This window comes from Roseomonas gilardii subsp. gilardii (genome assembly GCF_023078375.1).
Taxonomy (GTDB): Bacteria; Pseudomonadota; Alphaproteobacteria; order Acetobacterales; family Acetobacteraceae; genus Roseomonas; species Roseomonas gilardii.
The window spans coordinates 2,975,008-2,997,280 of sequence record NZ_CP095554.1 but is presented as its reverse complement, the minus strand read 5'-3'; the positions used below and the strand labels follow the sequence as shown (position 1 = coordinate 2,997,280).

The 22,273-nt window shown below is 72.1% G+C and carries 20 protein-coding genes; 12 read left to right on the top strand and 8 right to left on the bottom strand.

Annotated elements, in window-relative coordinates; all coding sequences use genetic code 11:
• Positions 1-28: 28 nt before the first annotated feature.
• Positions 29-1,006: an alpha/beta hydrolase gene (locus MVG78_RS13680; protein WP_247552345.1), complete on the bottom strand. Its 978-nt coding sequence runs from the start codon at positions 1,004-1,006 to the stop codon at positions 29-31.
• Between the two features lie 102 nt (positions 1,007-1,108).
• Here MVG78_RS13680 and MVG78_RS13675 point away from each other — a divergent pair, with 102 nt between their 5' ends.
• A complete protein-coding gene (locus tag MVG78_RS13675; RefSeq protein ID WP_247552343.1) occupies positions 1,109-3,730 on the top strand; it encodes a bifunctional acetate--CoA ligase family protein/GNAT family N-acetyltransferase in 2,622 nt (873 codons plus the stop codon).
• A gap of 52 nt (positions 3,731-3,782) precedes the next feature.
• Here MVG78_RS13675 and MVG78_RS13670 read toward each other — a convergent pair whose 3' ends face one another.
• The gene (locus MVG78_RS13670) at positions 3,783-4,664 is read right to left on the bottom strand and encodes a helix-turn-helix domain-containing protein (protein WP_247552341.1); all 882 of its coding nucleotides are present in this window, start codon (positions 4,662-4,664) and stop codon (positions 3,783-3,785) included.
• Positions 4,665-5,136: 472 nt separating this feature from the next.
• Between MVG78_RS13670 and MVG78_RS13665 the strand changes: the two genes are divergently transcribed.
• Positions 5,137-6,231 (top strand): AI-2E family transporter, encoded by a 1,095-nt coding sequence (locus tag MVG78_RS13665; protein ID WP_247552339.1) that lies wholly within the window; start codon positions 5,137-5,139, stop codon positions 6,229-6,231.
• Between the two features lie 203 nt (positions 6,232-6,434).
• Here the strand turns inward: MVG78_RS13665 and MVG78_RS13660 are convergent, their stop codons facing one another.
• The 4 genes from MVG78_RS13660 to ggt form a co-directional block, all read right to left on the bottom strand.
• The gene (locus MVG78_RS13660) at positions 6,435-6,914 is read right to left on the bottom strand and encodes a CreA family protein (RefSeq protein ID WP_247552337.1); all 480 of its coding nucleotides are present in this window, start codon (positions 6,912-6,914) and stop codon (positions 6,435-6,437) included.
• Positions 6,915-7,075: 161 nt separating this feature from the next.
• Positions 7,076-8,662, bottom strand: a complete 1,587-nt coding sequence (locus tag MVG78_RS13655; protein WP_247552335.1) for an ABC transporter substrate-binding protein — start codon at positions 8,660-8,662, stop codon at positions 7,076-7,078.
• Positions 8,663-8,791: 129 nt separating this feature from the next.
• Positions 8,792-9,601 (bottom strand): substrate-binding domain-containing protein, encoded by an 810-nt coding sequence (locus MVG78_RS13650; protein ID WP_247552333.1) that lies wholly within the window; start codon positions 9,599-9,601, stop codon positions 8,792-8,794.
• Positions 9,602-9,822: 221 nt separating this feature from the next.
• Positions 9,823-11,553: a gamma-glutamyltransferase gene (gene ggt / locus MVG78_RS13645; RefSeq protein WP_247552331.1), complete on the bottom strand. Its 1,731-nt coding sequence runs from the start codon at positions 11,551-11,553 to the stop codon at positions 9,823-9,825.
• Between the two features lie 67 nt (positions 11,554-11,620).
• Here ggt and MVG78_RS13640 point away from each other — a divergent pair, with 67 nt between their 5' ends.
• On the top strand, positions 11,621-12,007 hold the full coding sequence (locus MVG78_RS13640; RefSeq protein WP_247552329.1) for a YraN family protein: 387 nt from the start codon (positions 11,621-11,623) through the stop codon (positions 12,005-12,007).
• Between the two features lie 3 nt (positions 12,008-12,010).
• Here MVG78_RS13640 and MVG78_RS13635 read toward each other — a convergent pair whose 3' ends face one another.
• Positions 12,011-12,343, bottom strand: a complete 333-nt coding sequence (locus MVG78_RS13635; protein WP_247552327.1) for a DHCW motif cupin fold protein — start codon at positions 12,341-12,343, stop codon at positions 12,011-12,013.
• A 74-nt stretch (positions 12,344-12,417) separates the two neighbouring features.
• Positions 12,418-13,920, bottom strand: coding sequence for a YifB family Mg chelatase-like AAA ATPase (locus MVG78_RS13630; RefSeq protein WP_247552325.1), 1,503 nt, complete (start codon positions 13,918-13,920; stop codon positions 12,418-12,420).
• Between the two features lie 98 nt (positions 13,921-14,018).
• On the opposite strand from MVG78_RS13630, the gene MVG78_RS13625 reads away from it, so the two are divergent.
• The 9 genes from MVG78_RS13625 (at position 14,019) to MVG78_RS13585 (ending at position 22,248) form a co-directional block, all read left to right on the top strand.
• The gene (locus tag MVG78_RS13625) at positions 14,019-14,750 is read left to right on the top strand and encodes a DUF1028 domain-containing protein (RefSeq protein ID WP_247552323.1); all 732 of its coding nucleotides are present in this window, start codon (positions 14,019-14,021) and stop codon (positions 14,748-14,750) included.
• Entirely contained in the window at positions 14,747-15,748 is a 1,002-nt protein-coding gene (locus MVG78_RS13620; protein WP_247552321.1) for an ABC transporter ATP-binding protein, read from the top strand. The genes MVG78_RS13625 and MVG78_RS13620 overlap by 4 nt, the downstream gene beginning before the upstream one ends.
• The gene (locus MVG78_RS13615) at positions 15,745-16,806 is read left to right on the top strand and encodes an ABC transporter ATP-binding protein (protein ID WP_247552319.1); all 1,062 of its coding nucleotides are present in this window, start codon (positions 15,745-15,747) and stop codon (positions 16,804-16,806) included. Before MVG78_RS13620 ends, MVG78_RS13615 begins: the two co-directional genes overlap by 4 nt.
• A complete protein-coding gene (locus MVG78_RS13610; RefSeq protein WP_247552317.1) occupies positions 16,803-18,344 on the top strand; it encodes an ABC transporter substrate-binding protein in 1,542 nt (513 codons plus the stop codon). The genes MVG78_RS13615 and MVG78_RS13610 overlap by 4 nt, the downstream gene beginning before the upstream one ends.
• Before the next feature lie 9 nt (positions 18,345-18,353).
• Complete coding sequence (locus MVG78_RS13605) at positions 18,354-19,301, top strand: ABC transporter permease (RefSeq protein WP_247552315.1); 948 nt, start codon at positions 18,354-18,356, stop codon at positions 19,299-19,301.
• Positions 19,298-20,200: an ABC transporter permease gene (locus MVG78_RS13600; RefSeq protein ID WP_247552313.1), complete on the top strand. Its 903-nt coding sequence runs from the start codon at positions 19,298-19,300 to the stop codon at positions 20,198-20,200. The genes MVG78_RS13605 and MVG78_RS13600 overlap by 4 nt, the downstream gene beginning before the upstream one ends.
• Positions 20,201-20,271: 71 nt before the next feature.
• Positions 20,272-20,415, top strand: coding sequence for a hypothetical protein (locus tag MVG78_RS13595; protein WP_155984495.1), 144 nt, complete (start codon positions 20,272-20,274; stop codon positions 20,413-20,415).
• A 13-nt stretch (positions 20,416-20,428) separates the two neighbouring features.
• Entirely contained in the window at positions 20,429-21,130 is a 702-nt protein-coding gene (locus MVG78_RS13590) for a hypothetical protein (protein WP_247552311.1), read from the top strand.
• Positions 21,127-22,248: a toxic anion resistance protein gene (locus MVG78_RS13585; RefSeq protein WP_247552310.1), complete on the top strand. Its 1,122-nt coding sequence runs from the start codon at positions 21,127-21,129 to the stop codon at positions 22,246-22,248. Before MVG78_RS13590 ends, MVG78_RS13585 begins: the two co-directional genes overlap by 4 nt.
• The last annotated feature ends 25 nt before the right edge of the window (positions 22,249-22,273 follow it).

The window sequence follows — 22,273 nt, the reverse complement described above, 5'->3', positions numbered from 1 at the left end:
GGGCGGGGAGCGGGCTGGCCGGGAGGGCTCAGGCGAGCCTTTCCCGCAGCCAGCGCCCCGCTTCCGCCACCGCTTCATCGGCCGCGCCGACACGGCCCTGGGCGCGCAGGAAGCCGTGCACCGTGCCGGGAAACAGGCGCGACAGCACCTCTACCCCCGCCTCCCGCATCCGCCCGGCCATGGCGAGGCTGTCATCGCGCAGCACATCCAGCTCCGCGATCTGCAACAGGGCCGGGGGCAGGCCACGGAGATCGGCGAAGAGCGGCGAGGCGAGGGGGCTCATCCGGGCCTCCTCCTCCGGTGCGTAGAGGCGCCAGAACAGCTTCATCCTTTCCCGCGTCAGGCCGAAGCCCTCGGCGAATTCGCGCTGGCTTTCCGTGCCGCAGCGGGCGTCGTAGCAGCCATAGGCCAGCAGCAGCCCGCGCAGGGTAAGGCCCGGATCGGTCTCGCGCAGCAGCAGCGCCGCCGCGAGGGCGAGATTGGCGCCGGCCGAATCGCCGCCCAGCACGATGCGCGCGGGGTCCAGCCCCAGCGGGGCGCCATGCGCCGCCACATGGCGCACCACTGCCGCGCTCTGTTCCAGCGCCGTGGGAAAGGCGGCCTCGGGCGACAGGCTGTAGTCGGGTGCCAGGACGGCGCAGCCCGCGGCATGGGCATAGGCGCGGAACAGCCGGTCATGCGTATCGACGCTGTTCCAGACCCAGCCGCCGCCATGCAGGTTCACCATCACCGGCAGGGTGCCACCATGCCCGCCTTCCCCATGCGGGCGGTGGAGTCGGCAGGATAGCGGGCCACCGGGCAGGTCCAGCCGCAGATCACGGCTTTCCGCCATGGCATGGCCCCCGGCCGCGAGAGGCAGGTTCAACGCCTCGGTCCGCGCCCGCCCGGCGGCGAGGTTCCGCGCCGTGTCCCGGGTGATGTCCGGGATCGGATCGGGCAGGGCGGCGGCCTCCATCGCGCGGGTGAAGCGAAGCATCTCCGGGTCCCAGCGCGAATCCTGCGGCATCGGCACGGCCTCTCCTTTTCATGCCCCCGCCGAATGGCATTGACGGGAAGGCCCGAAAGCAAGATTGCCGCATCGCCCGGAAATCACCACCCTGATGCGGCGATGACCCCTTTCGACGCTCCCAGCCTCCGGCCCGGTTTCCGGGCCGCCTCGCTCTTCGCGCCCAGGCGCGTGGCCTTCCTGGGCGATCCCGCCCTGCCGGAGACCGCCATCCTGGCACGGAACCTGGTCGCCGGCCGGTTCAAGGGCGTGCTGCACACGATCGGCTTCCGCTGGGACGGGCTGGAGGAGGCGCCAAGCCTCGACGCCTTGGACGAGGCGCCGGAACTCGCCGTGATTTCGCTGCCGCCGGAGGCGCAGCCCGCCGCCTTCGCCGCCCTCGCTGCGCGGGGCTGCCACGCGGCGGTGGTGCCGGTCGCTTCCCCCGACCTCGCCGCCCTCGCGCGCGGCAGCGGCGTTCGGGCGCTGGGGCAGCGCTCCTTCGGCCTGGCGGTGCCGCCACTGGGCCTCAACGCCACGCTCTCGCATCTCCTGCCACGGCCGGGGAAGCTGGCGCTGCTCTGCCAGTCCTCGGCCCTGGCACGGGCGCTCCTGGACTATGCCGAGGCTCAGGGCTTCGGCTTCAGCCTGATCGCGGGCATCGGCGGCAATGCGGATTACGGCTTCGCCGGCGCGCTGGACTGGCTAGCGCGCGACGCGGCCACCAACGCCGTGCTGCTGGACCTGCGGCGGATCAAGAACCGGCGCCAGTTCATCTCCGCCGCCCGCGCCACGGCCCGCACCCGGCCTGTGGTGGCGATCCGCCCCGGCAGCGCCTCCCGCGAAGCACTGGGCGGGGCGGATGCGGTGATGGAGGCGGCGTTGCGCCGCGCCGGGGTGTTGCGGGTGGCGGATCTGGCAGAACTCCTCGCGGCCGCCGAGACGCTGTCACGGGTCCGGGTCTCCTCGCTGCGCAGCGGGGCGGAGGCGGACCGGATCGCGGTGGTGTCCAACGGCCTCGCCACGGGCCAGATGGCCACGGATTCCGCGCTGCGCCGTGGCGGCCGGCTGGCGGAAATCCCCGAGGCGGCCTGGCCGATGCTGCACCTGTCGCTGCCGCCGCGCTGGCACGGCGGCAACCCGCTGGTCCTGCCGCATGGCGAGGGGCACCGGCTGGCCGAGGTGGCGGCGATGATCGCCACGCTGCCGGAAGTGGGCTCGGTGGTGGCGATCCATTCGCCGAACCCGGAGGAGGACAGTGACGCCGTGGCCGCCGCCATGGCCGGGCTCAGCGGCATCCGGGGCGCGCCGATCCTGGTGGGCTGGCTCGGACAGGCGACCGGCGGCCCGCAGCGCTCCTTCCTCGCCCGCTCCGGCATCGCCGTCTTTCCCACTCCGGAGCGGGCGGTGCGGGGCGCGCTGCACCTGGCGCAGGACCGGCGCAACCGCGATGCCGCGGCGGAACTGCCGCCGCGCGACGTGCTCGACTTCGCGCCCGACCGCGCGGCGGTGCGCCGGCTGCTGGACACGGTGCGCGCCCGGGGCAGGCTGGCGCTGAACGAGGCGGAGGCGCTGAGCGTCTTCGACGCCTATGGCGTGCCGACCATCGCGCGCCGCGTGGTCGCCAGCCCCGTCGATGCGGGCAAGGCGGCCATGGAGCTCGGCTTCCCGGTGGTGCTGAAGCTGCTGAGCGCCGAACTGCCCCGCAAGACCGAGATCGGCGGTGTCGCGGTCGGGCTGCGGGACGTGAAGAGCGTGCGCGCCGCGGGCCTCGCCATGCTGACGCGCGCGGCGCAGGAACGGCCGGATTGCCGCATCGACGGGCTGCTGGTGGAGCGGCAGGCGCATCCGGGCGCGGAGCTGCGCCTGCGCCTGGGCGACGAGGTGATGTTCGGCCCCTGGATCGGCTTCGGCGCCGGCGGCACCACCGCCGACCTGCAGGCGGACGAGGCGGTGGACCTGCCGCCGCTGAACCGCGTCCTGGCCACGGCGCTGATCGGCCGCACGCGGATCTCGCGCCGCCTACACGGCTGGCGGGACCAGGAGGCGGTGAAGGTCGAGGCGGTGTCCGATGCGCTGGTGCGGCTTTCGGCCCTGGTGGTGGACTTCCCCGAGATCAAGGAAGCCAACATCAACCCGCTGATCGCCTCGGCCGCGGGCGTGGTCGCCGTGGATGCCGACCTGCGCCTGCGGGCGGAAGGCGAGGCCGCGATGCTGGCCATCCCGCCCTATCCGGCGGAACTGGCGGCGCCCTGGACAGCGCCGGACGGGCGCCGGCTGATGGTGCGCCCGATCCGGCCCGAGGATGCGGCCGCCCAGGCCGAGGCCTTCCGGAACATGGACCCGGACGATATCCGCTGGCGCTTCTTCGGCTCCATGCGCGAGCTGCCGCGTGCCCAGATCGCCCGCATGACGCAGATCGACTACGACCGGGAGATGGCCTTCGTCGCCATCGAGACGGGCGAGGACGGGGTGGAGCGGATCGTCGGCGTGTCCCGGCTGACGCGGGAAGGGCAGGGCAACAGCGCCGAGTTCGCCGTGGTGGTGCTGCCCCGCTGGAAGGGCAAGGGCCTGGGCCGCCACCTGATGACGCGGGTGCTGGACTGGGGGCGGGAAACCGGCATCCGCCGCGTGGTGGGGCAGGTTCTGGCGGATAACACGCCGATGCAGGCCTTCGTGACCAAGCTTGGCTTCCATCTGCACCGCCTGGAGGACGACGTCCTGGAGGCGAGCCTCGATCTCTGAGGAGGGGGCGGAGGCGGGCCCGGGGGTGGACCCGGTGCCGCCCCCGGCGGGATCAATCTTTGCGCGAGTGGCTCTGGATCAGCTCGCGGACACGGGACGCCGCGCTGGCGCCCTTGAGCGCGTCGCGCCACACCGACTCCGCCACGCGCTGGTGGATGGACACGGCCTCATCCGCCCCGGTGATCATGCCGACGCCGACGGCGTTGAAGGGCGAGACATCGGGAGCAAAGGGGTTGGCGCAGAGATGGGCACGCTCCCGGTCGCGGAAGACCACGAAGGTGCCGGCCGGATCGCCGCCAGGCAGCAGGCCGAGCTGCAGGCCCATCGGCTCGCTTTCCATCAGTTCCGCGATACGCTCCACCTCGGCGCGCGCCGCCAGGCGGCAGCGGTTCCGGACGCGGTCGGAGAGCGGCATGCTGCCGGCCACGCCATCCTCCAGCAGCCGGCGCAGCGCGCCTTCGCCCAGCATGGCGATGATCGAGGGCCGGCGCTGGGCATAGAGGCGCTTGCGCGTGGCGAGCTGGCTGAGCGCCTGTTCCGCCGTGGTGCGGGCCTGCATCCGCTCCGGCGAGGCATCGGCGATCTCCGCCAGGGCCTCGGCCAGCGCCCCCTCCAGCGCATCCGAGGACACCTGCACGCAGAGCGCCCCGCCCACCTGCAGGAGCTGGTCGGCCTGTTCCTCGATCTGGCGCAGGCGCTCCGTGAGGGCGAGCGGGCGGGAGAAATACTCGACACCGATCCCCAGCAGGGAGAGTGGCGAGATCTTCAGCAGCTCCGCGAGGCGCCGGATCGTGTCCAGCTTGATGACCTCGCCTTTCTCATAGCGATAGAGCGCTGCGCGGGACACGCCGAGGCGCGCCGCGATCTCCTCGGCCCGGAGACCCGATTCGAGCCTGTAGGCGCGTAATTGCTGCCCGATATCGGCAAACCGCATGCAACCCCTCGTGATTTAAGCGTGTTGGCCTCCGGTCGGCCGAGCCCCATAGCCGAACCGAAGCATTTCTCGCAAAATGCGGCGACGCCGGAAGCGTATCAACAGGAATCTACATTTTTTGATGCGTCGCAACGATCAGTGCTTCGAGGCACGCCATGGAAATCGTCTTTCTGCTTCTTTCCACTATCTTTAATGGATGTGCCGAAGGCAGGTAGGACGCAGCGGATGCATGGAGGCCGCGGTTACCCGGACCCCGGCGGTGTCATGGGTCCCGGCCTCGCCAGCCGCGCCCGATTCGACGGCGGCCCCACCCTCGCGCAAGGTGCCCCGCCAGGGGCATCCGTTCCCTCCACAGGTTTCCCTGGGGGCCGATCCGGCCTAGAGCGGGAACGCGCGGGCGGGTCGGTCCGGCCCGTATCCGGGGTGGGCGCCATGATGGGACCCCGCGCCTGAATCCTTGGACGCCGAGAACATGGCACGAACCCCGGAAACGCCGGACGATTCCTTCCGGCCGGCACAGCTGATCGGCGCCCTTGCCCTGCTGGCGCTGCTGGTGGGCTGCCTGCTGGTGGTGCGCCCCTTCCTGTCCGCGCTGCTCTGGGCGGCGATCCTGAGCTACTCCACATGGCCGGCCTACCGGCTGTTGCGGGAAAGGCTGGGGCTTTCCGCCAACCTCGCCGCCGCCATCATGGTCTGCGCCATGTTCCTGGTGCTGGGCCTGCCGCTGCTCTTCGCGGCGCCCACCAGCGGGGCGGATGTGGAGAACCTGCGCCAGATGGTGCGCCGGGCCACGGATGGCGGCCTGCCGAGCCTGTCCGGCCTGGTGGGCTCCATTCCCGTGCTGGGCCCCTGGCTGCAGGGCTATGTGGAGCGCCTGGGCATGGACCTTTCGGGGCTGTTCCAGACGCTGCAGCCCTATATCGGCAGCGTCGCGCAGCTCCTGCTCTCCGGCTTGCTGGGCATCCTGTCCGGGCTGGCGGAGCTGCTGATCGCGATCCTGCTGGCCTTCTTCTTCTTCCGCGACGGCGCGAGGCTGGCGGATGCGGTGCAGCGCATGGCGGAGCGGATCGCCGGCGCGCGCGGGCGGCACCTGGTGCTCCTGGCCGGGGATGTGACCCAGGGCGTGGTCTATGGGCTGCTGGGCACGGCGGTGGCGCAGGGGGTGATGACCGGCTTCGGCCTCTGGCTCGTGGGCGTGCCCCAGCCGGTGCTGCTCGGCGTCGTGGCCGGCTGCATCTCCATCCTGCCGGTCGGTGCGCCGGTGGTGTGGATCCCGGCCGCGATCTGGCTGTTCATCGACGGGCGCGGCTGGGCCGGGGCCTTCATGCTTGTCTATGGCGCGGGCGGGATCTCCTCGGTGGACAATTTCATCCGCCCCTGGCTGATCGCGCGCGGTGCCGACCTGCCGCTGCTGCTGACCATCCTCGGCGCCCTGGGCGGCGCCTTCGCCTTCGGCCTGCTCGGCCTCTTCCTGGGCCCCGTGCTGCTGGCTGTGGGCTTCACCATCCTCAAGGAATGGCTCGACCAGCCGCCTGTGGCGGGGGTGGACCAGGGCGGATCGCCGTAGGGCGCAGCCCGAAGGCGTGAATCCGCCCTGCGGCCATGCTGGCGGATCGCCGTAGGGCGCAGCCCGAAGGCGTGAATCCGCCCTGCGGCCATGCTGGCGGATCGCCGTAGGGCGCAGCCCGAAGGCGTGAATCCGCCCTGCGGCCATGCTGGCGGATCGCCGTAGGGCGTAGCCCGGAGGCGTGAATCCGCCCTGCGGCCGCGTCAGCGGAAGGGAACGGCGGCGACGACGTTGTAGGGGGAGCCATCCACCAGCTTGGTGGACCAGGCGAGATACACGACCACGCCCTGCTCCTCGTCGATGAAGCGGTGCACCCGCGTCTCCTTGAAAAAGAGGCTGGTGTTGCTCTCGAAGACCTTCTCGCCGCGATCGCCGCGCTTGGCCCTGTCGGTCACCTGGACCGGCCCAGTGGCGACGCAGTTCAGGCCGAAGCGCGCGGGGTCCTCCGCCAGCCCGACCATGCCGGACACGCCGCCCGTGCGCGCCTGGCTGATGTAGCAGGCCACTCCGGGCACGTCAGGGTCGTTGAAGCGCTCCACCACCACACGGTGGGAACGGGTGAGGCCGAGATTGGTGATCGCGGTGTTCACATAGCCGATCTGCCTGGTCTCGTCGGCCGAGGCGGGCAGGGCGAGGCAGGTGCCGAGCAGGGCGGCGAGGGCGATGCGGTGGGGGCGGCTCATGGGGACAGGGCTCCGGTTCCGGGCAGACCTCCGCAGGAATGCCGGGGCCGGGGCCGTGACGCCAGAGGGGGACGCCAGAGGGGAGGCGCCGGAGGGAGTGGCGGCGCGGGGTTGCGTGGCGCGCCGTGGCAAAGGCCGGCGGCGCGCCACCCGTCGGGGACTCAGTGCTTCTCGACACCCCAGAAGACCGGGACCGTGGTGGGCCGGATGCCGGTCAGGCTGGCGCGCCAGGCGGCGTTGGTGCGGAACTGCCCGGCATTGATATAGGGCACCGTCTCGTAGGCACGGGCCTGCACCTTGTCGAGCAGCGCGCGGCGCTTCTGCGGGTCGTTCTCGCTCCACCACTCGTGGCGCAGCGTCTCCAGCTCCTGGTCGCAGGGCCAGCCGGACAGGCCGCCGTCACAGGGGCTGGCGAGGTAGAAGTTGGACAGCGGGTCGCCCGCGTCGAAGGCATTGGCGACCGTGACGAAAAGGTTCCAGCCCTCCTTCTTGTTGCGCCTCTGGCCGAGTGTGCCCCAGTCCATGGAGGGCACGTCCACATCCATCCCGGCCTGCTTGAGGGCCTCCGCCATCACCAGCGTCGCCGCGTTGTTCAGCGGCTGGTCCGTGGAATTCAGGAAGACCACCGGCCGGCCGTCATAGCCGCCCTGGCGCAGGTATTCCCGCGCCCGGGGCAGGTCCTGCTCCTTCAGCCCCCGCGCCCCGGCGGCGGTTTCCAGTGGCGTGCCGCACATGAAATAGGCGGGGCAGTAGGGCACCTGCTCGGTGGGGCGGATGCCCATGCCGTCCAGCACGTCCTTCTGGCTGATGGCATGGAGCAGGGCCTGCCGCGCGCGTTCGTTGTCGAAAGGCGGCTGCGTGTGGTTGGGACGCAGCCAGACCATGTAGCCGACCGGGTTGATCGGCTTCACGGTGAGCTGCCGGTTGCGCTCCAGTTGCGGGATCAGGTCCGGCGGCGGCTGCTCGATGAAATCGATCTCGCCATTGCTCAGCGCGTTGGCGGCGACGGCGGCATCGGGCATGGCCAGCCATTCGATGCGGTCGACCTTGGGCTCCTTGCCCCCGGCCAGCCCGTCCGCCGGCTCCGGGCGCGGCTTGTAGGCGGGGTTGCGGACATAGACGGTGCGGTCGCCGACGCGCCAGTCCTCCTTGCGGAAGATGAAGGGGCCGGAGCCGGTGGCGTCGGTGATCTGGGTGTTCGCCGGGGTCTGGGCGATGCGTTCCGGCATCACGAAAAGGGCGGAGCCGGTCGGGCGGGCCAGCGCCTCCAGCACCAGGGCGAAGGGCCGGCTGAGCTTCAGCTCGAAGCTCTTCTCGTCCACCGCGTCGAGCGAGGCGGTGGCGGCGGCCATGGCCTTGCCCACCACGTCACGCTGCGCCCAGCGCCTGATCGAGGCCACGGCATCGGCCGCCCGCACTGGCTGCCCGTCATGGAAGGCCAGGCCGTCGCGCAGGGTGAAGCTCCAGGTCAGGCGGTCGTCGGAGACGGTGTAGCGGTCCACCATCTGCGGCTTCGGCACGCCCTTGCTGTCCAGGGCGAAGAGCTGGTCGTAGACGAAGAAGCCGTGGTTCCGCACCACCGCCGCCTGGGAGAAGACCGGGTCGAGGCTGGTGAGATCGTTGATCAGCACCACGCGCAGGGTCGTGTCGGCCTGGGCGGCGGGGGCGGAGGCGAGCATGGCCGCGCCGGTCAGGCTGGCGGCGGCGAGGCGCAGGGTCAGGGCGAGGGCCCCGCGGCGAGAGGACATGGCGGCATCTCCGCTGGCAAAAAGGTGGCCGCCGCCCCGGTTTCCCGGGGCGGCGCGCCCGATCCCCGGCATGTCAGCACGGGCCGTGCCAGCGGGCGAGAGCCCCGGGCGCCTGGAGGCCGGTCGGGTTCAGCGCCGGTCGGGCTGGCCCAGGGGTTCCATGCCGCTGTCGCGGATGGCGCCGGCGGCGGCGGGCGAAGCGAGATAGGCGATCAGCGCCTCCGCCTCCCTGGGATGCTGCGAACTCCGCACCATGCCGGCGGAGAAGACCGTCATCTTCTGCAGCTCTGGCGGCAGCGGCCCCAGGATGTCGATCCCGGCGATGGGCTTCAACTCGCTGAGCTGCTGGAAGCCGATCTCGGCCTCGCCACGCGCCACGATCTCGCCGACGGGGGTGGCCGGGATCATGCGGGCCTTGCCCTTTATCGCATCGGCGATGCCCATCTTCGCGAACATCTCGTTCTGGATGTACACGCCGCTGGCGCTGTCGGAATAGGCAATGGATTTCGCGTTCAGCAGGGCCTGCTTCAGTGCCTCCACGCTGTCGATCGCGGGATGCGGCGCGCCGGCCTTCACCGCCACGCCGATGCCAGACTGGGCGAGATCGACGCGGCTGCCGGGGATCACCTTGCCCTCCTTCGCCAGCTGGTCGAGCGCGTAGCCCACCATGATCAGCACATCGAGCGGCTCGCCGCGCTTCAGGCGGGCCGGCACGGCGTCATGCGTGTCCCCCATCGAGGGGCCCCAGCCGATCACCAGGCGATCGCCGCTGCGCTTCTCGAAGCCCGGCGCCAGTGCGCGATAGGCGGCGGCGAAACCGCCGGAGCTGACCACATGCAGCGTGGCGCCACGCGCCAGGGCGGGGCGTGCGCCCAGGAGGGCGAGCGAGCCCCCGGCCAGGGCCAGGACGTCGCGGCGCGAAAGGTTCGGGGCGGACATGTGCTTTCTCCCTGCTCGCCCGGATGGCCCCCGGGCGGGTTGTCGTGCCGGTCCCGGGGGGCCGGGGTGTTCGGGAACAGCAAAAGCACTCCTGCCGGGCATCCGGGAGCGCCCGGCAGGAGCAGGTGCCATGGCCGGAGCGGGACACCCGGGGTGCGGATGTCATGAATCCTCCACCCCGGCGAAAGCCGGAGGTCCGAGCGTCGCCCGTTTCCAGGGGATCAGTCCCCGAGCGCCACGCCCTCGCGGCGCGGATCGGCGCCGCCGATCATGCCCTCCGGGGTCACGCGGATCGCCTGGGTGCCCGAATTCATCGGGCGGATATCCACCGTGTGCCCCATGGCCTGGAGCGCCGGGGCGAGGCCGGCGGCGGCGGTGCCGCTTTCCAGTTCCACCGCGCCGCCCAGCGTGCCGACATGCGGCAGGGCCAGCGCCGCCTGCGGGTCGAGCTTCCAGTCCAGCATGCCCAGCAGGGCCTGGGTGACATAGCCGATGATCCGCGCCCCGCCGGCGGAGCCCACGGCAGCGACCAGCCGGCCCTGGCGGTCGAAGACCAGGGTGGGGGACATGGAGGAGCGGGGGCGCTTGCCGCCCTGGACGCGGTTCGCCACCGGCCGGCCATCCACCTCCGGCCGGAAGGAGAAGTCGGTCAGCTCGTTGTTCAGGACGAAGCCGCGGACCATGAGCCGCGCGCCGAAGGCATCCTCCACCGTGGTGGTCATGGCCAGGGCGTTCCCGGCATCGTCCACCACGATCACCTGGCTGGTACCATGCTCCGGCTGCGGCGGCATGGGGGAGAGGGGCACCTCGTTCGGGTCGCGCCAGCTCGGGTTGCCGGGGGCGGGCTGGGCCATGGCGCGCCCGGGCGCCACCGCCTGCGCGCGCAGGGTCAGGTAGGCCGGGTCCAGCAGCCCGCGCAGCGGCACGGGCAGGAAGTCGCTGTCGCCCAGGTACTGGTTGCGATCGGCGAAGGCGAGGCGCCCGGCCTCCGCGATGAGATGCGCCGCCTCGGCGCCGCGCGGATCGAGGGAGGGGAGGTCGAAATGCTCCAGCACGCCCAGGATCTGCGCCACCGCCACGCCGCCGGAGGAGGGCGGCGGGAAGCCGCAGACGATATAGAGGCGATAGGGCCCGCAAACGGGCTGCCGGCGCTTCGGCGCATAGCCGGCGAGGTCGTCGGTGGTCATCAGCCCGCCCTCGCCATAATTGCGCACCGCTGCGGCGATGTCGGAGGCGATGGGGCCGCGCAGCAGCGCCGCCGCGCCGCCGTCAGCGATGGCCTGCAGCGTGTCGGCCAGGGCCGGGTTGCGCAGCACCGTCCCTTCCGGCAGCGGCACCGGGTCATTCGCCAGGGGTGCGGGGGAGAAGAAGTAGTCCCGTGTCGAGGGATTCCGCCGTAGCCGGTCGGCATCGTCTGCGATCGCTCCAGCCAGCCTTGCGGACACGCGGAAGCCTTCCCGCGCCGCCTTGATCGCGGGTTCGAAGAGCTTCGCCCAGGGCAGCCGCCCGCTTTCCTTGTGGGCGGCCTCCAGCATGGCGATGGCACCGGGCACGCCGATGCTGCGGCCGGAGAGCACGGCATCGTGGAAGGGCATCGGCTGGCCGTCGCGCAGGAAGAGGCCCGGCTGCGCGGCGGCGGGGGCGGTCTCCCGCCCGTCCCAGGCGGTGATCCGGCCATCGGCCGCGTTCCGGTACAGCATCAGCGCACCACCGCCGATGCCCGAGGATTGCGGCTCGACGAGGCTGAGCATGGCCTGCACCGCGACCGCCGCATCCACCGCGCTGCCGCCCTGCCGCAGCATGGCCAGGCCGGCCTCCGCCGCCAGGGGATGGGCCGCCGCCACGATGTGCTTCCTCGCGAGGGCGGCCTGTGGACGGGACGCGTTCAGGCTATCCTGTGCCACCGCCGGCAGTGAGACGAGAAGGGCGAGGCAGAGGACGAGGCGACGCATGAGGCGGACTCCGACAGGCTGTGTCCAGGACCGGGACGGATGCGGCCCAAATGGGACGGCGGCCGGATTGCGCCAGGATTGCGCCGATCCGAAGGCAGGACGGAGGCGGGCCGAGACCAGGGGCCGGGTGGCCGAGGCCCTGGCGGCGGAGGCGCTGCGGGCCGAGGGCTGGGCGGTGCTGGCCTTGCGGGCGCGCACGCCGGCGGGGGAGATCGACCTGATCGCCGAGCGGGAGGGTCTGCTCGCCTTCGTCGAGGTGAAGGCCAGGTCGGACCTCGCCGGCGCGGCGCTGGCCCTGGGGCCACGGCAGCGCGCGCGGCTCCTGGCCGCGGCGGAAGCCTGGCTCGCCGCCCATCCCGGCCATGGTGGCGCGGGCATCCGCTTCGACGTCATCCTGGTGGATGGCGCGGGCCGGATGCGGCGCATCGCCGATGCCTTCCGGCTGGGCGACTGAAATTCAGTCCACGATGAAGAGCTTCGCGCCCGTCTCCGTCGAGGAACGGTGCGGCGAGTCCCCGAAATCCGAGACGGTGTAGCCATGCCCGGCGGTGAGGATGACGCTGCGGCCATCCTTCAGCTCGCTCTTCAGCGTGCCTTCCAGCACGTAGATGATGTGGCCCCGGTCGCACCAATGGTCCGCCACATAGCCGGGCGAATACTCCACCACCCGCATGCGCACCTCGCCGTTGTTCAGCGTGCGCCACAGCGCGGTGCCGGCCTCCCCCTTGTGCTCGGTGGCCGGCAGGGCATCCCAGTGGACGGGGGTGAAGGGCAGGGTGGGCAGCTTCAAGGCCAGGGCTCCGTATCGGTCGCTGATGTTCTGCGCCCCCGGCCAGGCGGGTGCAACGGTCCGGCCCCGCCGCCTCAGCGGGCGCGGTAGGCCAGCGCCTCCGCCACATGGGGCCGGCCGACCGCCACGGAGCTGGCGAGGTCCGCCACGCTGCGCGCCACGCGCAGCATCCGGATAAAGCCCCGGTTGGACAGCCGGAGCCGCTCCACCGCCCGTTCGGCCAGGACCAGCGCCTCGGCGGAGAGGCTGGATTTGAGGTGATCGAGGCTGGCCTCCGCATTGGTGCGCGGCCCGTTCCGCCCCCAGCGTTCGGCCTGCATCGCCCGCGCCCGTGCCACCCGGCCGGCGACCACGGCGCTGGGCTCCCCGGCCGGGGCACGGGCCAGTTCCCCCGCCGGGATCGGCTGCAGGGCGATGGTCATGTCCAGCCGGTCCAGCACCGGGCCGGACAGCTTGCCGCGATAATCCTCGCCGCAGCGGGGCGCCCGGCCGCATTCGCGCCCGCCTTCGCCCAGATAGCCGCAGCGGCAGGGGTTCATCGCCGCCACGAGCTGCACCCGGGCGGGATAGGAGACATGGGCATTGGCGCGGCTGATGGAGACGGTACCGCTTTCCAGCGGCTGGCGCAGCGCCTCCAGCGCCGGGCGCGGGAATTCCGGCAGCTCGTCCAGGAACAGCACGCCGCGATGGGCCAGGCTGATCTCGCCCGGCCGTCCGCGCGGGCCGCCGCCGGTCAGCGCCGCCTGCGAGGCGGAGTGATGCGGGTCGCGATAGGGCGGGCGCAGGCTGAGGCGGCCGCCTTCCAGCAGCCCGGCCACGGAGCGGATCAGGCTGACCTCCAGCGCCTCCTGCGCCGAGAGGTCTGGCAGCAGGCCCGGCAGGCGGGCCGCGAGCATGGATTTCCCGGCCCCTGGGGGCCCGACGAAAAGCAGATTGTGGAAGCCGGCCGCGGCGATCTCCAGCGCCCGCTTGGCGCTTTCCTGGCCCCGCACCTCGGACAGGCAGGGGGCCGGGGCACCGGCGGTGACTGGGGCGGGTAGGGGTGGCTTCGGCGCGGGCAGGAGTTGCCGGCCGGTGAAATGCGCGATCAGGCGGTGCAGGTCCGGCGCGGCGACGATCTCGGCGGAGGAGACCCAGGCCGCTTCCGGCCCCTGGGAGGCGGGGCAGATCAGGCCCAGCTCGGCCTGCGCCGCCGCCAGCGCGGCGGGCAGGATGCCCGGAATCGGGGTGAGGGCGCCATCCAGCGCCAGTTCGCCGAGCGCCGCGAAGCCCTGGAGTTCGTCGGCCGGCACCACCTCCATCGCCGCCAGCAAGGCGAGGGCGATGGGCAGGTCGAAATGCGTGCCTTCCTTGAGCAGGTCGGCAGGGGCGAGGTTCACCAGCACGCGGCGGGGCGGCAGTGCCAGGCCCAGCGCCGCCAGCACGGCGCGCACCCGTTCCCGGCTCTCCGCCACGGCCTTGTTCGGCATGCCGACGAGATTGAAGGCGGGCAGGCCGGCGGCGATCTGGACCTGGACCTCGACGGGAATGGCGTCGATGCCGTTGAAAGCGAAGGTCACGACGCGGGCCATGGTCATACAATCTATGCTAGAACGACATTATTCTTCCCTCAACCCGCCTGCCGCGCATGGTGGTGTCTTGCCCTTCCTGGCATGGCGCGTGCAAACCTGATGGCATGACCTGGAGCATCCTGGCCCGCGATCCCGAGACCGGCGAGCTCGGCGCGGCGGTGGCCACCAAATTCTTCGCTGTCGGCGCGCTCTGCCTGCGGGTGGAAGGGCGCGTCGGCGCGGTCGCCAGCCAGGCGCTGGTGAATCCCATGCTGCGCGAAAAGGCGCTGGACGGGCTGCGGGCCGGCGGCGGCGCCGGGGAGGTGCTGGCCGCCGTGATCGCCGCCGATCCGGGACGCGAGGCGAGGCAGTTGCACATCCTGTCGGCGGCCCCGGGGGCGAACGATGGCGGCAGCGCCCGGCATACCGGAAGCGGCTGCGTGGGCTGGGCGGGGCATGTGGCGGGGCCGGATGTCTCGGTGGCCGGCAACATGCTGGCCGGCCCGCGCGTCGTGGAGGCGACGCGCGACACCTTCCTGGCCAGCGCCGGCCGGCCCATGGCGGAGCGTCTGCTGCTGGCGCTGGAGGCCGGGCAGGCGGAGGGCGGCGACAAGCGAGGGCGGCAATCCGCGGCGCTGGTCGTGGCCAGCCGCGATCCCTATCCCGACCTGGATATCCGCGTGGACGACCATCCCGACCCGCTGGCCGAGTTGCGGCGCCTGCATGCCGTCTCCGGCGAGCATTTCGCGCAGTTCCGCCGCTTCATGGCCGGGCGGGACGAACAGGGGCGGGACCACCCCGGCGTCTTCGACCGCGCCGTGCTGAACGCGGCCATCGCGAAGGCAAATCGGGCGTGAGCGGCGGCCCGGTCCCGGTTCCGGCCCTGGAGGTCATCGGCCTCTCCCTCAGCTTCGCCACCGAGCGCGGGCCGCTGGGCGTGCTGGACGGCATCTCCTTCTCCGTGCCGGCGGGGCGCACCGTGGCGCTGGTGGGGGAGAGCGGCTGCGGCAAGTCCGTCACCTCGCTGGCGGTGATGGGCCTGCTGCCGGAAACGGCGCGGCTGAGCGGGACGATCCGGCTGGAGGGGCGCGAGATCGCCGAGCTGCCGGCGGAGGAGAAGCGGCGCCTGCGCGGGGGTGCCATGGCGATGATCTTCCAGGAACCGATGACCAGCCTGAACCCCGCCTTCACCGTGGGCGACCAGGTGGCCGAGGCGCTGCGCCAGCATCGCGGCATGGGGCGGCGGGAGGCAGCGCAGGCGGCGGTGCGGGCGTTGCACGCCGTGCGCATCCCCGATGCGGCGCGGCGCGTGGCGCAGTATCCGCACCAGCTTTCGGGTGGGATGCGGCAGCGCGTGATGATCGCCATGGCGCTCGCCTGCCAGCCGCGCCTGCTGATCGCCGACGAGCCGACCACGGCGCTCGACGTCACGGTGCAGGCGCAGATCCTGGCGCTGCTGGACGAGATGCGCGCCGCGACCGGCACGGCGGTTCTGCTGGTGACGCATGACCTGGGCGTGGTCGCCGACCATGCCGATGAGGTGGTGGTGATGTATGCCGGCCGCATCGCCGAGCAGGGGCCGGCGGCGAAGGTGCTGGGCACGCCGCAACATCCCTACACGGTCGGCCTCCTCGGCGCCGCGCCGCGGCTGGACGGGCCGCGCGGTGGCCGGCTGGCGACGGTGGAGGGCACGGTGCCCGATCTGATGGCGCCGCCGCCCGGCTGCCGCTTCGCGCCGCGCTGCCCCTTCCGCATCGCCGCCTGCGACCTGACGCCGCCTCTCCTCGACCTTGGCGGCGGCCATCGGGCCGCCTGCCACCGCACGCCGCTGGATCAGTTCCTGGACGCCGCATGACCGAGACCCTGCTCGAACTCGACCGCGTGGTGCGGCATTTCCCCGTGCGCGGCGCATTGGGGCAGCGGCGTGGCGCCGTGCATGCGGTGGACGGCGTCTCGCTCTCGGTGGCGGCGGGCGAGGTGCTGGCCGTGGTGGGCGAGAGCGGCTGCGGCAAGTCCACGCTGGGGCGGCTGATGCTGGGGCTGGAGAAGCCGGATGCCGGCATCGTCCGCTTCGGCGGAGAGGATCTGACCCGCATGGGCCGGCGGCGCCTGCGGCAGCAGCGGCGCTGGATGCAGATGATCTTCCAGGACCCCTATGCCAGCCTCGACCCGCGCATGACGGTGGGGCAGGCGGTGGAGGAGCCGCTGCGCATCCATCGCCTCCTGCCGAAGGAGCGGCGCCGCGCGCGGATGGAGGAACTGCTCGCCCGCGTCGGGCTGCGGCCCGAGCATGCCGACCGCTGGCCGCACGAATTCTCCGGCGGGCAGCGCCAGCGCATCGCCATCGCCCGGGCGCTGGCCAGCGGGCCGAAGCTGATCGTGGGCGACGAGCCGGTGAGCGCGCTGGACGTTTCCGTGCAGGCGCAGGTGGTGAACCTGCTGCAGGCGCTGATCCGCGAGCTGGGGCTGAGCTTCGTGCTGATCAGCCACGACCTCGCCGTCGTGCGCCATGTCGCGGACCGGGTGGCGGTGATGTATCTCGGCCGCATCGTCGAGGAAGGGCCGGCCGAGGCGATCTTCGACGATCCGCGCCATCCCTATACGCGGGCGCTTCTGGCCTCCGTGCCCGGCACCGGCGGCGGCGCGCCGCTGCCGGGCGACCTGCCGAGCCCGCTCGCGCCGCCCTCCGGCTGCCGGCTGCACACCCGCTGCCCGCATGCCAAGGAGATCTGCGCGCTGGAGGACCCGGCGCTGATGGGGGCCACCGAAGCCTCCCTGCGCCGCACGGCCTGCCATTTCCAGAACGGGCTGCCGCCGGTCCTGCCCTTGCGCGAGCGCCGGGCCACGGGCGACCGGCAGGCCCGGCTGCAACGCTTCTTCGACCGCACCGACGTCACGGGAGACGCCGCATGAATCCTGTCATCACCCGGCGCGGCCTCGCGCCGCTGGCCCTCGGCGCCCTGGCCGCCGCCTCGCCGGCTGCGCGTCCCGCCGCGGCCCAGGGGGCGAGGCATTTCCGACTTGGCCTGCGCGAGGACCCGGATATCCTCGATCCGACTCTCGCGCGCTCCCTGATGGGGCGCATCGTCTTCGCCAGCCTCTTCGACAAGCTCTTCGACGTGGACGAGAAGCTGGAGATCGTGCCGCAGCTCGCCACCGGCCATCACTGGGAAGACCCGAGGACGCTGCTGATCCCGTTGCGGGAGGGGGTGAAGTTCCATGACGGCACGGCGATGGATGCGGAGGCGGTGCGCTACTCGCTGATGCGCCACCTGACCATGCAGGGCTCCTTCCGCCGCGGCGAGATCGGCACGATGGAGACCGCCGAGGTGGTGGACCCGAGGACCGTCCGCATCCGGCTGAAGGAGCCCTCCGCCGCCTTCCTGTCGCAACTCACCGACCGCGCCGGCATGGTCGTCTCGCCGAAGGCGGCCGAGGCGGCGGGCAAGGATTTCGGCGCGAAGCCCGTGGGCACCGGCCCCTTCCGCTTCGTCGAGCGCGTGGCGCAGGACCGCATCGTGGTCGAGCGTAACCCGGACTACTGGGACGCGAAGCGCATCCACCTGGACCGCATCACCTATCAGGTGATCGTGGACAGCACGGTGCGTGTCGCCAACCTGCGCTCCGGCACGCTCGACTTCGTGGAAAGCATCGCGCCGACCGATGTGAAGGAGGTGCAGGGGAACCGGAACCTCAGGGTCGCGGCCACGGACGGGCTCGGCTACTGGGGCATCACCTACAACATCGGCAATGGCGAACAGGGGAAGACGCCGATCGGCCAGGATGCCCGCGTGCGCCGGGCCTTCGATCTCGCGCTGGACCGCGAGGCCATCATCCAGGTGGTCTATGAGGGGATGTTCACCCCCGCCACCCAGGCCGTGGCGCCCAGCTCGCCCTACCACGTCGCCGCGCGCAAGGTGACAACGCGGGATGTCGCCCGCGCGAAGCAGTTGCTGAAGGAGGCCGGCGTGCAGACGCCGCTCGCCGTCGAGATCATGGTCGCCAACAACCCCGAGGCACGGCAGGTGGCCGAGGTGATGCAGTCCATGGCCGCCGAGGCGGGCTTCGACCTCAGGATCAAGGCGGTGGAATTCGCCTCCGGCCTCACCGCCGCGGTGCGGGGCGAGTTCCAGCTTTATCTCAGCGGCTGGTCGGGCCGCCCCGACCCGGACGGCAACAGTTGGGCCTTCCTGCACAGCCGGGGGCCGCAGAACGACGGCCGGTACAGCAATGCCGAGACCGACCGCATCCTCGATGCGCAGCGGCAGGAGCTGGACGAGGACAGGCGCAAGGACCTGTACCGCCAGCTCTGGGAACAGGCGGTGGACAAGGATCAGGCGCGTTCCTACCTCTGGTATATCAAGAACATCGCCGCTCATGCCAGCCGTGTCGGCGGCTTCAGGCCCCATCCGGACGGGCTGGTCCGGGTGCAGGACCTGACGCTCTCGTAAAGCCGGGCGATGTTCGGTTGGCTGCTGCGGCGCCTGGGGCAGGTCGTCCCCACGCTGCTGATCCTGAGTCTCCTCGTCTTCGGCCTGCAGCAGCTCATGCCCGGCGACCCCGCCCTGATCATGGCGGGGGAGGAGCGGGGCGATCCCGAGGTGCTGGCGCAGATCCGGGCGGAGCTGATGCTCGACCGCCCGGTCTGGGAGCAGTACCTCGCCTGGCTCTTCCGATTGCTGCACGGCGATCTCGGCTTCTCCTGGCGCATCCGGCAACCGGTCACGGAGCTGATCCTGCAGAAGCTGCCGGTGACGCTGCAACTCGGCGTCATGGCTTTCGTCATCGCGGTGGCCATCGGCGTGCCGCTCGGCGTGCTCTCCGCGGTGAAGCGCGACCGGCCGGCGGACTGGATCGCCAACGGGCTGGCCCTGGCCGGCATCTCCACGCCGAACTTCTGGCTGGGGATCATGATGATCCTGCTCTTCAGCGTGCAGCTCGGCTGGCTGCCGCCCTCCGGCTATGTGCCGCTGACCGAGGACTGGCGGCAGTCGCTCGCCACCACGATCATGCCGGCCTTCGTGCTGGGCAATTCCATCGCCGGCGTGCTGATGCGCCACACCCGCGCCGCCATGCTCGGCGCGCTGGGGCAGGACTATGTCCGCACCGCCCGCGCCAAGGGCCTGCCGGAACGGGTGGTGGTGGGCAAGCACGCGCTGCGCAACGCGCTGATCCCGGTGGTGACGCTGGGCACGATCGAGCTCGGCAAGCTGCTGGCGGGCGCGGTGCTGACCGAGCAGATCTTCACCATTCCCGGCTTCGGCAAGCTGATCGTGGATGCCGTCTTCAACCGCGACTACCCGGTGGTGCAGGGCGTCGTGGTGGTGACGGCGGTGATCTTCGTGCTGCTCTCCCTGCTCTCGGACCTGCTCTACATGCTCATCAATCCCCGGCTGCGCGCGGCATGAGCAGGGCTGCCACCCGAGGCCCGCGCGCCGCCGCGAACCCCGCCGCCGCGCGCCGCGACAGCCCGGGGCGGCGCGCGGTGCGCCGTTTCCTGCGGCACCGGCTGGCGGTCTTCGGCCTCGCCGTGATCGTGCTCTTCGTGCTGGTGGCGCTGCTGGCACCGCTGGTCGCGCCCTATGACCCGACCGCCACCTCCTGGTCGCTGATCCGCAAGCCGCCTTCGCTGGCGCACTGGTTCGGCACGGACGAGAACGGGCGCGACGTGCTGTCCCGGGTCCTCTGGGGCGCGCGGGCCTCGCTGATGGCCGGCGGGCTTTCCGTGGCGGCGGCGCTGCTGGCGGGCGTGCCGCTGGGGATGCTGGCCGGGCTCGCGGGCGGCTGGGTGGATGCGCTGATCTCCCGCATCACCGATGCGATGCTCTCGGTGCCCTTCCTGATCCTGGCCATCGCGCTCGCCGCCTTTCTCGGTCCGGCGCTGGAGAATGCGATGCTGGCCATCGCCATCTCCGCCGCGCCGATCTTCGTGCGTCTGGCCCGCGGCATGGCGATGGAGGCCAAGGCCACCGAATGGGTGGAGGCGGCGCGTGCCCTGGGCAACCCGCCCTGGCGGACGGCGGTGGTGCATGTCCTGCCCAACATCGTGCCGCCGCTGCTGGTGCAGGCGACGCTGGCCATCGCGGAGGCCATCATCGCCGAGGCTTCGCTCTCCTTCCTCGGCCTGGGGCAGCAGCCGCCGGCGCCCTCCTGGGGCTCCATGCTGAACGCGGCGCAGCGCTTCCTGAGCCAGGCGCCCTGGATGGCGATCTACCCCGGGCTGGCGATCTTCCTGGTGGTGCTGAGCTTCAACCTGCTCGGCGACGGGCTGCGCGACGCGTTGGACCCGCGGGCGCAGCGGCGCTGAGTGGCCGGAGGGCCGGGGCGGCCCTCCACCGCTTGAAGAGAGGGGCAGGGGGCCGCATCTTTTCCGCTGCAATGACTCCGAACCGCCCACTCCCGGCCGTCAGGCCCTTCCAGGTTCCCGCCCGCCGGATCGCCGGGGCGGCGCTGATGCTGGCCAGTCTGGGGCTCGTGTCCGTGCTGACCCTGGTCCAGGCCATCATCCGCATCTTCCATTGATGGCGCCCCGCTGATGCTCCCCGAGACCTATCGCAAGGCCCTGCGCGGCCTCGCCCTGCCGGTCATGGCGCTGCCCATGCTGCCGGCGCTGCTGCTGGCCCTGGCGAGCGGCCAGTCGCGGACCATCCTCGGCCTGCTCGCCGGTCTGGCGGGCACTGGGCTGACCGTGGCCCTGCTGCGCCGCGCGAAGCATGGCGACCGGCGGCGGGCCATGGCCGCGCTGGGTCTGGGTGTCGGCTTCGCGGCGGCGCTGGCGGGCGGCACCGGCACGGTGGGGGCCGTTCTGCTCGCTCTGGCGGCGGCCTATGGGCTGCGCCTCGCCTATGAGGGGCTGCGTGAGGAACCGCCTGAACCCTATCTGGGCGATGCCGGGCTGGAGCCCTTCGCCCGCCGCCTTTCGGTGCTGGAGGGCACGGATGCGCGGCTGGCCGGGGCGGTGGCGGCGCTGCGCGGGCTGCTGCGGGAGATGGCGCTGCGTCCCTCCATGGCCGGGCAGGCGCGCAACCTGCTGGTGCTGGGGCTGGACGGGCTGGAGCGCATCGCCCAGAGGCTATCCGCCGGCGCCGTCGCGCCGCGCGAACTGACGGCGGCGATGTCGGATGTGGAGCGCGCGGCCGCGCAGGCGGCGGAACGGCTGCGTGCCTCCGAGACCGAAGCGCTGGACGTGCAGGTGACGGTGCTGCGGCAGAGGCTTCGGGAAGAGGGGGTGGCATGAGCGAACCACTGGAAACGCAGCAGCGCATGGCGTCGGCGCGCGCGGCGGAGCTGGCGCGGCAGATCGACCTGGGCGACGCCTCCTCGATCCTCCGCTTCGGGCAGGAGGCGCAGCGCCAGGCCACGGCGGCGGCGGATGCCATGCTCGGTGCCTCCCGCAACGATGCGACCGGGCAGGCGGGGGATGCGCTGTCCGGCCTGCTCGCGCATCTGCGCGGTTTCGATCCCGGCGGCGGCGAGGAGAAGCCCGGTCTTCTGTCCCGGCTGATGGGCCGCGCCAGCAGCGGCACGGTCGGCATCCTGCAACGCTATGAGAGCGTGCGCGGGCAGGTCGAGGCGGCGGGCGACCTGTTGCAGGGCCACCGCACCCGGCTGATGGAGGATGTGGAGCGGCTGGAGCGGCTCTACGGCGCCACGCTGGAATGGTTCCACTCCCTGGCGGAGCACATCGAGGCCGGCGAGCAGGTGCTGCACCGCACGGATACCGAGACGGTGCCGAAGGCGGAATGGGAGGTGGAGGTCGCCAAGGACCCGCTGGCGCCACAGCGCCTCCGCGACCTGCGCGCGGCGCGGGACGAGCTGGACCGGCGCATCCACGACCTGCGGCTGACGCGGCAGATCGCCATGCAGGCCCTGCCGGGCATCCGCCTGATCCAGGAGAACGACAAGGCGCTGGCGGCCAAGATCCATTCGGTGCTCGCCAACACCGTGCCGCTGTGGCGGGCGCAGCTCGCCCAGGCGCTGGCGATCCAGCGGATGCGGGAGGCCGGCGGGGCGCTCCAGGCGGCGACCGACCTGACCAACAAGCTCCTCACCGCAAATGCCGAGGCGCTGCGCCAGGGCAATGCCCAGGTGCGGGGCGAGATCGAGCGCGGCGTGGTGGACATGGATGCGCTGAAGCAGGCGAACGCGGCGCTGATCGGCACGATCGAGGATTCGCTGCGGATCGCCGAGGAAGGGCGCAACCGGCGCCTTTCGGCAGCGGCCGAGCTGGAGAAGGCCGAGGCGGAGATCCGCCGCGCGCTGATCGCGGCCAAGGTCCCGCCCCGAAGCGGTGCGCCATCCGCTGCCGCATCCCCTGGCGCGCCGGAACCGCAGGGCAGTCCGCGCCAGGAGTGAAGGGCTCCGGCCGGAGAGCCTGCTT

What these genes read in the sequence shown, in the direction of transcription:
- MVG78_RS13680 (WP_247552345.1), bottom strand. Translation starts at nt 1,006, where the DNA reads ATGCCGCAGGATTCGCGCTGGGACCCGGAGATGCTTCGCTTCACCCGC.
- MVG78_RS13675 (WP_247552343.1), top strand. Translation starts at nt 1,109, where the DNA reads ATGACCCCTTTCGACGCTCCCAGCCTCCGGCCCGGTTTCCGGGCCGCC.
- MVG78_RS13670 (WP_247552341.1), bottom strand. Translation starts at nt 4,664, where the DNA reads ATGCGGTTTGCCGATATCGGGCAGCAATTACGCGCCTACAGGCTCGAA.
- MVG78_RS13665 (WP_247552339.1), top strand. Translation starts at nt 5,137, where the DNA reads ATGGCACGAACCCCGGAAACGCCGGACGATTCCTTCCGGCCGGCACAG.
- MVG78_RS13660 (WP_247552337.1), bottom strand. Translation starts at nt 6,914, where the DNA reads ATGAGCCGCCCCCACCGCATCGCCCTCGCCGCCCTGCTCGGCACCTGC.
- MVG78_RS13655 (WP_247552335.1), bottom strand. Translation starts at nt 8,662, where the DNA reads ATGTCCTCTCGCCGCGGGGCCCTCGCCCTGACCCTGCGCCTCGCCGCC.
- MVG78_RS13650 (WP_247552333.1), bottom strand. Translation starts at nt 9,601, where the DNA reads ATGTCCGCCCCGAACCTTTCGCGCCGCGACGTCCTGGCCCTGGCCGGG.
- ggt (WP_247552331.1), bottom strand. Translation starts at nt 11,553, where the DNA reads ATGCGTCGCCTCGTCCTCTGCCTCGCCCTTCTCGTCTCACTGCCGGCG.
- MVG78_RS13630 (WP_247552325.1), bottom strand. Translation starts at nt 13,920, where the DNA reads ATGACCATGGCCCGCGTCGTGACCTTCGCTTTCAACGGCATCGACGCC.
- MVG78_RS13625 (WP_247552323.1), top strand. Translation starts at nt 14,019, where the DNA reads ATGACCTGGAGCATCCTGGCCCGCGATCCCGAGACCGGCGAGCTCGGC.
- MVG78_RS13615 (WP_247552319.1), top strand. Translation starts at nt 15,745, where the DNA reads ATGACCGAGACCCTGCTCGAACTCGACCGCGTGGTGCGGCATTTCCCC.
- MVG78_RS13610 (WP_247552317.1), top strand. Translation starts at nt 16,803, where the DNA reads ATGAATCCTGTCATCACCCGGCGCGGCCTCGCGCCGCTGGCCCTCGGC.
- MVG78_RS13605 (WP_247552315.1), top strand. Translation starts at nt 18,354, where the DNA reads ATGTTCGGTTGGCTGCTGCGGCGCCTGGGGCAGGTCGTCCCCACGCTG.
- MVG78_RS13600 (WP_247552313.1), top strand. Translation starts at nt 19,298, where the DNA reads ATGAGCAGGGCTGCCACCCGAGGCCCGCGCGCCGCCGCGAACCCCGCC.
- MVG78_RS13595 (WP_155984495.1), top strand. Translation starts at nt 20,272, where the DNA reads ATGACTCCGAACCGCCCACTCCCGGCCGTCAGGCCCTTCCAGGTTCCC.
- MVG78_RS13590 (WP_247552311.1), top strand. Translation starts at nt 20,429, where the DNA reads ATGCTCCCCGAGACCTATCGCAAGGCCCTGCGCGGCCTCGCCCTGCCG.
- MVG78_RS13585 (WP_247552310.1), top strand. Translation starts at nt 21,127, where the DNA reads ATGAGCGAACCACTGGAAACGCAGCAGCGCATGGCGTCGGCGCGCGCG.